Below are 9,467 nucleotides of genomic sequence, written 5' to 3' on the forward strand. Positions count from 1 at the left end.
AATGAGGCAAATAATAGAGTATCTTGAGGAAAATCCAATCATAGCAGCTGTAAAGGATAATGCTGATATTGAATATGTTATAAAAACAGATGTAAAGGTAATATTTATGTTATTTGGAAGTATTCTAACTATAAAGGATACAGTATCTTTGTTAAAGGAAAAAGGAAAAAAGGTTTATGTGCATATAGATCTTGTAGATGGATTAGGCAGAGATGAGGAGGCAGTAAAGTTTTTAAAGGGGGCAGGTGTTGATGGTATAATTACCACAAAGCCTACTTTAATAAAGTCAATTAAAAATGAGGGTATTGCGGCTATACAAAGATTATTTATGCTTGATTCACGCTCTTTAGAGACAGGAATAAAAAGCATTGTTGAGGAGAGGCCGGATGCTGTTGAGATAATGCCAGGCCTTGTAAGCAAAGTTATTGGCATAATCCATAAAAAGATAGATATACCTGTTATTGTTGGTGGATTAATATGTGATAAAACAGATATTATAAATGCACTTTCTAATGGAGCGATTGCAATTTCAACATCTAAGAAGGAACTTTGGAATGAGTAAAAAGAGGTGTCGTTTTCGACACCTCAATCTGTTTAAAAAGTTATATATTGATTAGCCCCATGAAGGATTTTTTGGACATCAGTTCATTTTGCTAAGCAATTCTAAGCTTTTCTTTGTTTGAAAAAGTCCTACCCTCGCGATGCCATCGTCCTGATGGCCGCTCGGCTCGGCACGTTTTCGACACCTCTTTTTTACATAAAAAAAGCCCGGGGGGGATCCCGGGAAATGGGTAAATGGGTTGGGGTTTGTTTGTTGCCGCATAATTATAATAACATAAAATATTAACTTTGTGTATTAAATTTTTGTAAAAAAATGATGTAAAATGTCGAACAAAATCAACTATTGTTTAATAGTATAGATTAGGGGTGAAATATATGGTATGTATGAAACTTTTTCAAAAACCAAATAACGATAATATTAATTTACAGGATATAGATAACTTAATTTATTTAAATAAAAATATTTTAGTAGTTCAAATGGAAAATCCGTGTACCTGTTGCCATTATGAAATTCTCAAAAAAATGAAGATTAGAAGTCTGTTAATAAGTAATTTTTTATTTAAAAGGATAATTGATGTATTAGAAGAATTGGGTTATACTGCTCAAACAACATTGACAGATGAAGGTGATATATTAAAGATAAGGTGCACGTCTTTAAATAATAATATAGAAATTTTATATTGTGGAGTAATAATTATGGATAATTTTGATTTAAAAATAATAGATAATTTTATTCCTATTTTATTAGGGGATGATTAAGGTGGTATCAAAAATATTAAGAAATATACATTTTCAAGCATTACTCGCAAAAGTTCTTGTTATTTTAATTGTATATGTCCAGGGAATCAGTATTTTAAAATTTTTTGCTTTTGCAAAAAATTTTTCTGATACTGCTATAATTGCTTTAGATATGGCGATTGTTTCGTATATAGTTGATCAAATATTGATTAGTATGCTTAGAAGATATATAAATATTTATGTATCAATAAAAAATAAAAAAACAGCCGAAAATATAACTATATTTGAAAGAGGTTCAAATAGTATTCAAAAGGTTATTTTGACTGTATCAATAAAATCTAAAAGTAAATTTATACTAAACCTAATAAAAAGCATATTAAAAAATGATAAATTAATATTAAAACTAAAATGGGCCCATGATACTTGGTTGACTTTTCAAAGAGTAAACGGTCTATTAACAATGAATCCAGATGCTTTATTCTATGCAGAAACTGACGGACTTTGTATAAATTTATTTGACCCGGTACAGCTAGATGAAGTTGAAGCTGAAATAATAGATACACCTTTATTAATAAGTTGTGATATGGGTGATAAGACAGAGGGAGAGATAGTAAGCGAAATAAATTTAATAAGCAACAGCAGAATAAAGAAGAAACTTTTAAATTTAATAGTTTCTCTTTGGTTGGACGTATTTTATGTTCCTCACAAAATAAAGGTTGTATAAATAGCATTTTGGGGTATAATTAAAATGAAAATATATAAGGAGAGATACAGATGAAGGATTTGATTGTTATTGGAATAGAATCAAGCTGTGATGAAACATCTTGTTCTATTGTTAAAAATGGAAGAGAAGTTCTTTCTAATATAATATCTTCACAGATTGACATTCATAAGAAATTTGGAGGAGTTGTTCCTGAGGTTGCCTCAAGAAAGCACGTTGAAGTTATAAGTAATGTGGTAAAAGAGGCAATAGAGAAGGCAAATATATCCTTTGAAGATATAGATTTAATAGCTGCAACATATGGTCCTGGTCTTGTTGGTGCTCTTCTTGTAGGATTATCCTATGCCAAGGGATTAGCATTATCCTTAAATAAACCCTTTGTTGGAGTAAATCACATAGAGGGCCATATAGCAGCAAACTACATAGCACACAAGGAATTAGAGCCACCCTACCTATGCCTTATAGTTTCCGGTGGACATACACATCTTGTTCTTGTTAAGGACTATACTGAATTTGAAGTATTAGGAAGAACAAGGGATGATGCAGCAGGAGAAGCCTATGATAAGGTTGCAAGAGCTTTAGGACTAGGTTATCCAGGAGGACCTCTAATTGATGCCTTAGCAAAAGAGGGAGATGAATATGCAGTAGATTTTCCAAAGGCATACCTTGAAGATGAAAGTTTTGATTTTTCCTTTAGTGGACTCAAATCTGCAGTTTTAAACTACTTAAATAAAATGCAGATGACGGGAAAAGAAATTAAAAGGGAGGATATTGCAGCAAGTTTTCAAAGGTCTGTTGTTGAGATATTGACTGAAAAGGCAATAATTGCGGCAAAAAAATATAATATGAAAACAATTTGTCTTGCAGGTGGTGTTGCAGCAAATTCTAAGTTAAGAGATACATTAGCAAAAGAATGTAAAAAAGAAGGAATTAATTTTTACTATCCACCGATTAGTTTATGTACAGATAATGCTGCAATGATAGCAAGTGCAGGATATTATAATTATAATGCAGGGCTTGTGTCGAATTTAGGGCTCAATGCATATCCTTCATTAAAAATAGGACAAAGATTGTAGAATTTGTGGATATTTTGGATATGTTAACATATTAAGTGTGGATAAAGTGGATAAATCTGCAAAAGCTCCACAAAACAGCCTGCAAAACCTGTGGATAATATTGTGGACAATGTGGATATAACTTAATTTTTTGAAAAAAATAAAGATAATTAATTTTAGATTATCTTTATTTTTTATTGTATTATTGCAATTACATAAAAAGGAAATGAATAAGTAAAAGAAGAAATAAAGAGAAAATAATAGAAAAAAGTCAAAAAAGTACAAAAAAAGCTTTCATTTTAGCAAAATATGTTATATTATATAATTAGTCATTTAGAAAAATATCTATAATTTTTGTGTTGAATTAGGGGGAAGTCGAATGAATTTTGATAAATACTTCCAAAGAGGTGTTAGGTATACCCTAATTAACACCGACGATGATTATGCTTATGATGTGATTGCGGCGTTTATATCGTGGGGAATTAGAAATAATAGAAAGTGTTATTATTTTGTCGATAGAGATGTTCTAACAAGCCTTGATTTTTATTTAAGGCAGGCAAATATGGATATGATTGAACTTATTGCGAGTAATAAATTAATAGTTCAATCTTCTCAGATTTTCTTTGAAAATAATAATGTAAATTCAGCATATCAAAACATCAAGGATATGGCAAAGGATGCAGTTATGGATGGATATGACGGAATAGCCATAATTTCCGATAGAGAAGCCTTTTGTCATAGCGATTATGATGAGGAGTTTTTATATAACTATGAAAAGGAATTAAACGATATATTTGAAAAATATCCAGTTTCAGCTATAAGCTGCTATAATATAGACAAATTTGGTGTTGATGCTCTTTTTGCAATAACACATTTAAATCCTAATTTTATATATAAGAACAACGATGAGGTATATGTTCATATAAATGATGAAGGGTTTTTCACAAAGGAAGAAACATTAGGAATTGTACAGGAATTTTTAAAGAAGAGAGAAAAGGTAATAAGAGAAAATAAAGTATATAAATTTATAAGCAAATTATCTGGAGAATTGTCCTATAAAAAGGATGAAGGTGAGATACTTGAGACAGCATTAAACATAATATGTAGTTCTATTTCAGCAAATAGAGGTTTTGTTGTACTATTTGAAAACAATGATTTGCCAAAGGATTTTAATTCTGACTATGTAATATCTTATAATATTAATGATGATATAGTAAATACATATAAACAGCATATTGAAGGTGGAACTTATAATCCAAAGGTAACTTTTTCAAAATTAAACTGTTTAGTATATCATACTAAAGATATATCAGGGCCAATAAAGGATGTTATGCAAAAGAACAATATATTGTCTTGTATAACAATTCCGATAAAGTTTGATGATGATATATTAGGATGTATGTGGCTTTCAAGTCAAGACAAGTATTTCTCCTTTGAAGATAGTTCTGAGTTTTTATATATGGTATGTCAAACGATAGGCAAAATGCTTGTGGAATATAGAAGGTATAAAAAGATACAGGACAGTTTAATTCAATCAAGAAAGATGCAGGCATTAGGAGAGTTAACCGGTGGTATAGCCCACGAATTTAACAATATATTAACTCCAATATTGGGATATATACAAATTTTAAAAAATAACATAGACGACCCTATACTTAATAGATATATAGAACTTATTGAGGAAAGCGCAAAGGATGGAGCAAAAATAGTAAAAAGAATACAGGAATTTTCAAAGCAAAAGCATAAGGAAAAGGAACTTTGTGATATAAACAGGATTATTATTCAATCTGTTGAAATTACAAAACCAAAATGGACCTATGAATCTCAAATAAGTAAGAAGAGTATTGATGTAAAATTAGATTTAAAGGCAAAGGGATTTGTTGAAGGCACAGCTACTGAGCTTAGAGAAGTATTTGTTAATATAATCTCTAATGCCATAGATGCTATGCCAAATGGCGGATTCTTGAGTATAGAGTCATTTAATAAGAAGGGAAATATAGTGGTAAAAATAAAGGACACTGGAGTTGGTATGACTGAGGAAGTTAAAGAGAAGATATTTGAGCCCTTCTTTACAACAAAAAATGAAAGAGGAAATGGACTTGGGCTTTCTATTGTTTACTCAATAATTGAGGAAATGAATGGACATATAGATGTATCAAGCCAAGTTAATGAAGGAACTGAATTTGAGATCAAACTGCCTGCAAAGGGTGCAGGATTAAGCAGAGAACATCTTAATGAAAGTTGTGAAGAAAAGCAAATTTATAAAATATTAGTTATAGATGATCAAGAGCCAGTTGCAGTGGCAGTATCAGAGATGCTAAAGAGTCTTGGACACGACTCGGTTTATGTAGTTGATGATAGGGAAGCCCTTGAACTTATAGAAAAATATGATTTTGATGCAGTAATGTGTGATCTTGCTATGCCAAATTGCACAGGTGCTGAGCTTTCTGAAAAAATAAAGCAGAAGAAGGATATACCAGTAGTTCTAATGACAGGATGGCTTGGTAATCTAAATGATTCTGATAAGAAATATATAGATGATATAATACAGAAGCCCTTTTCAATTGAAGAGCTTAAAGATACAATCCAAAGAATATGCAAAAATAAAGTGGGCAAATAGCCCACTTATTCTTTAAATAATTCAGATTCGTTTAATCTGTAGCTCAATATCATTAAACTTTCACTTAGATGTACATTTTCTACTATAACATCATCTGGTGCATTTAAATCCGTTGGAGCAAAGTTCCATATACCTTTAATTCCATTTTTAATCATTATGTCTGCAACCATTTGTGCGTGCTCCTTTGGAACACATATAATACCTATATCTATTGGATTTTCCTTAAGGTATGTATCTAAACAATCTACATCCTTAACTTCAATATCCCTTATTTTAATTCCAATAAGCTTTGGATTTTTATCAAAAATAGCCTGTAGATGGAATCCTAACCTTTCAAACTTTGCATAGTTTGCAACAGCTTGCCCTATATTACCTGCACCAACAATTATTGTTTTATAATTCTTATCAAGTCCAAGTATTTTTCCTATTTGGTCATATAAATCCTTAACGTTATAACCATATCCCTGTTGCCCAAAGTCACCAAAACAGTTTAAATCCTGCCTTATTTGAGAAGCTGTAAACCCTATTCTTTCTGAAAGTTCCTTTGAAGATATCCTATCTATATCTTTTCTTAAAAGTTCACCTAAATACCTATGATATTTTGGCAATCTTCTGATAACTGCCATCGAAATTTTAGTTTCCTTTGCCATATAGCTTCACTTCCCATCCTTATAATTTTCCCCTATCATATATGTTATAATATGCAAGAATTAATGTCAATTACCTAAAAAGTATTGCCTTAAAGATGGGTTAATATTAAAATTAATCTGTTAAGCTATTTTAAGTTGAGGTGAAAAAATGGCAATTCTTTATGTTAACAATATAAAAAAGTCTTATGGAGTAGATGTAGTTTTAGATGGTGTAAACTTAATAATAAATGAAGGCGATAAAATCGGATTTGTTGGAAGAAATGGTGCAGGTAAAACTACTCTTTTTAAAATAATAACAGGTAGCATAAAGCAGGATGAGGGGGAAATAATTCTACAAAAGGGAAAGACTCTTGGGTATCTTTCGCAAAACTTAGACATAGATGAAAATCTTACTGCCTTTGAAGAGGTTATGAAGGTATTTTCAGATATAAAAGAGATAGAAGAAAGAATGAGGCAGATTGAAGGGGAGCTTTCAGATCCAAATTCTGACCACGAAAGGCTTCTAAAGGAATATGGAAGGCTTCAGGTGGAATTTGAAAATAGAAATGGATATAGCTGTGAAAGCTATGCAAAGGGTGTACTTATTGGACTTGGACTTCTTGAGGAGGAAATAAACAAAAAAATTTGTTATCTATCAGGAGGACAAAAAACAAGAGTAGCTCTTGCAAAATTGCTTTTAAAAAGCCCTGATGTTCTTTTATTAGATGAACCAACCAACCATCTTGATTTAGAAGGAATAGCCTTCCTTGAAAATTTCCTTAAGGAGTATAAGGGAACTGTGCTTATTATTTCCCACGATAGATATTTCCTTGATGTAATAACCAATAAAACGGTTGAAGTTTTAAATGGTAAAGTAGAAGAATATGGAGGAAATTATTCTTATTTCATTAAAGAAAGAAAAAATAGAATAGAGCAGAGGGTAAAGGAATACGAATTAAAACAGAAGGAAATAAAAAGGCTTGAAGAGATGATAGAAAGGTTTAGGTCCTTCAATCGAGAAAAAAGTATAAAACAAGCAGAGAGTAAAGAGAAGATGTTGTTAAAATTGGAGGAAACTTTAGGAGATAGACCAATAACCTATGAAGAAAATGTAAAGATAAGTTTTGATACAAGAATAAAAAGCGGTAATGACGTTCTCCAGATTGAAGAACTGTCTAAATCCTATGGAGAGAAGGTTCTTTTTAATAATATTAATTTAATGATTAGAAAAGGTGAAAAGGTTGCACTTATAGGAGAAAATGGACGTGGAAAAAGCACACTTTTAAAAATAATAAAGGGTGAAGTACAGCCTGATAGTGGATATATAAGGCTTGGCAGAAATGTAGAGATTGGATATTATGACCAGGAACAAAGGGACTTAAATCCTGAAAAAACAATATTAGATGAGGTTTGGGATGAATTCCCACAAAAAACAGTCAGAGAAATAAGAAATGCACTTGCAGCCTTTCTCTTTAAAGGAGACGATGTGTTTAAACAGATAAAGGATTTATCTGGCGGTGAAAAGTATAGGTTAAATCTACTTAAGCTTATGTTGAAGAAGGCTAATTTTCTACTTCTTGATGAGCCTACAAACCATTTAGATATATTAACAAGGGAGGAGCTTGAGGATACCCTTTTAGAATATGATGGAACTATTTTTGTAATATCCCACGATAGATATTTCCTAAATAAAGTTGTACAAAAGATATGCGAGCTTGAGGAGAACAGTATTGTTGAATATCTTGGAAATTACGACTACTATATAGCTAAAAAAAATGCAAAGGAAGATGAAATAGTAGTTAATGAGGAAGGAAAAACAAAAACCCAAATAGAGAAGGAAAAGAAAAAAATAAAGCAGGAAAGGGATAAGATTAGAAATTTAAAAAATGAAATTAAAAAAGTAGAGGCAGAAATAGAGAAAAAGGAAAAAACTATAGCAGAGTTAGAAGAGGAACTTTGCAAAGAGGAAGTCTATACAAATCCTGATAGGACAAGAGATATAAATCAACAAATAATTAATTTAAAGGATGAATTAGAAAAGTGCTATGAGATATGGGAAGAGCTTTTAGCAAATATTGAAGAATAAAGAAAGCACCTAATTATGTGTAAATGTTAGCTTTAATTAGCAAGTTACACATAATTAAGGTGCTCTTCTATATTATAGTGAACTTTAAGTTGATAGAAAATTGTGAAAACATTATAATAAATATGGGGAATGCAAAAATGTTATTGATTTAACAATGGGGGGATAATATGGAGAACATATCTTTTGAAAAGAGGGACAATGTTGCAGTTCTAAAGATTTCTCGTCCAAAATTTCTAAATGCATTAAATTCCAATACTCTACTTGAACTTGATAGTATCATTGAAGATGTAAAAAGGGATAAGGACATCTACGTTCTTGTTATAACAGGTGAAGGCAACAAGGCCTTTGTTGCAGGAGCTGACATAAAAGAGATGTCCAATATGTTTGTATTTGAGGCAAGGGAGTTTTCTATTTTAGGAAATAGTGTATTTAGAAAAATTGAAGAATTAGAGATACCAACCATAGCTGCAGTAAATGGATATGCATTAGGTGGTGGATGTGAATTGAGCCTATGCTGTGATATTAGAATTGCATCTGAAAATGCAAAATTTGGGCAACCAGAGGTTACTTTAGGAATAACTCCAGGTTTTGGAGGAACACAAAGGCTTGCAAGAATAATTGGAACATCAAGGGCAAAGGAACTTATATACACAGGCAGAATGATTGATGCTAAAGAGGCAGAAAAAATAGGATTGGTTAACAAGGTAGTGCCACAGGAAAATTTAATGGATGAGGTTATGGATTTGGCAAATTCAATCTCAAAGAATGCACCAGTGGCTGTTAGAATGTGTAAAGTTGCAATAAACAGAGGAATAGATGTTGATATTAAAACAGGAATTCAATATGAAGCAGAAATATTTTCCCACTGTTTTTCAACAGAGGACCAAAGGGATGCAATGGCAGCCTTTTTAGATAAAAGAAAAGTAGATAAGTTTAAAAACAGATAGGGGGTAACAGGTATGGATTTTTCATTAACAAGAGAACAGCAGCTATCAAAACAAATGTTTGAAAAGTTTGTAGAAAATGAAGTAAGACCAATAGCAGCAGAGATTGATAA

Annotated in this window: 8 protein-coding genes; 7 read left to right on the forward strand and 1 reads right to left on the reverse strand. The window is 31.3% G+C overall.

Annotated elements, in window-relative coordinates; genetic code table 11:
* The first annotated feature begins 1 nt into the window (after position 1).
* From JG776_RS05375 to JG776_RS05395, 5 genes are all read left to right on the forward strand, one after another.
* Positions 2–562: a glycerol-3-phosphate responsive antiterminator gene (locus JG776_RS05375; protein WP_291965398.1), complete on the forward strand. Its 561-nt coding sequence runs from the start codon at positions 2–4 to the stop codon at positions 560–562.
* Positions 563–936: 374 nt separating this feature from the next.
* Positions 937–1,320, forward strand: coding sequence for a hypothetical protein (locus JG776_RS05380; protein WP_291965400.1), 384 nt, complete (start codon positions 937–939; stop codon positions 1,318–1,320).
* A gap of 1 nt (position 1,321) precedes the next feature.
* The gene (locus JG776_RS05385) at positions 1,322–2,023 is read left to right on the forward strand and encodes a hypothetical protein (RefSeq protein WP_291965401.1); all 702 of its coding nucleotides are present in this window, start codon (positions 1,322–1,324) and stop codon (positions 2,021–2,023) included.
* 50 nt (positions 2,024–2,073) lie between these two features.
* Complete coding sequence (gene tsaD / locus JG776_RS05390) at positions 2,074–3,096, forward strand: tRNA (adenosine(37)-N6)-threonylcarbamoyltransferase complex transferase subunit TsaD (RefSeq protein WP_291965403.1); 1,023 nt, start codon at positions 2,074–2,076, stop codon at positions 3,094–3,096.
* Between the two features lie 358 nt (positions 3,097–3,454).
* On the forward strand, positions 3,455–5,695 hold the full coding sequence (locus JG776_RS05395) for an ATP-binding protein (RefSeq protein ID WP_291965405.1): 2,241 nt from the start codon (positions 3,455–3,457) through the stop codon (positions 5,693–5,695).
* A gap of 5 nt (positions 5,696–5,700) precedes the next feature.
* Here JG776_RS05395 and JG776_RS05400 read toward each other — a convergent pair whose 3' ends face one another.
* The gene (locus JG776_RS05400) at positions 5,701–6,345 is read right to left on the reverse strand and encodes a redox-sensing transcriptional repressor Rex (protein WP_027308774.1); all 645 of its coding nucleotides are present in this window, start codon (positions 6,343–6,345) and stop codon (positions 5,701–5,703) included.
* Between the two features lie 148 nt (positions 6,346–6,493).
* Between JG776_RS05400 and JG776_RS05405 the strand changes: the two genes are divergently transcribed.
* Both JG776_RS05405 and JG776_RS05410 read left to right on the forward strand, forming a co-directional pair.
* A complete protein-coding gene (locus JG776_RS05405) occupies positions 6,494–8,410 on the forward strand; it encodes an ABC-F family ATP-binding cassette domain-containing protein (RefSeq protein ID WP_291965408.1) in 1,917 nt (638 codons plus the stop codon).
* 167 nt (positions 8,411–8,577) lie between these two features.
* Positions 8,578–9,357 carry a short-chain-enoyl-CoA hydratase gene (locus tag JG776_RS05410; protein WP_291965410.1) on the forward strand — a complete coding sequence of 260 codons (780 nt, stop codon included), beginning with the start codon at positions 8,578–8,580 and terminating at the stop codon, positions 9,355–9,357.
* Positions 9,358–9,467 lie beyond the last annotated feature (110 nt).

It is taken from the genome of Caloramator sp., from assembly GCF_020054765.1.
GTDB lineage: Bacteria > Bacillota > Clostridia > Clostridiales > Caloramatoraceae > Thermobrachium > Thermobrachium proteoclasticum.

Excerpts from the sequence above, each read along its gene's own strand:
- JG776_RS05375 (WP_291965398.1), top strand. The coding sequence starts at position 2 with ATGAGGCAAATAATAGAGTATCTTGAGGAAAATCCAATCATAGCAGCT.
- JG776_RS05380 (WP_291965400.1), top strand. The coding sequence starts at position 937 with ATGGTATGTATGAAACTTTTTCAAAAACCAAATAACGATAATATTAAT.
- tsaD (WP_291965403.1), top strand. The coding sequence starts at position 2,074 with ATGAAGGATTTGATTGTTATTGGAATAGAATCAAGCTGTGATGAAACA.
- JG776_RS05395 (WP_291965405.1), top strand. The coding sequence starts at position 3,455 with ATGAATTTTGATAAATACTTCCAAAGAGGTGTTAGGTATACCCTAATT.
- JG776_RS05400 (WP_027308774.1), bottom strand. The coding sequence starts at position 6,345 with ATGGCAAAGGAAACTAAAATTTCGATGGCAGTTATCAGAAGATTGCCA.
- JG776_RS05405 (WP_291965408.1), top strand. The coding sequence starts at position 6,494 with ATGGCAATTCTTTATGTTAACAATATAAAAAAGTCTTATGGAGTAGAT.
- JG776_RS05410 (WP_291965410.1), top strand. The coding sequence starts at position 8,578 with ATGGAGAACATATCTTTTGAAAAGAGGGACAATGTTGCAGTTCTAAAG.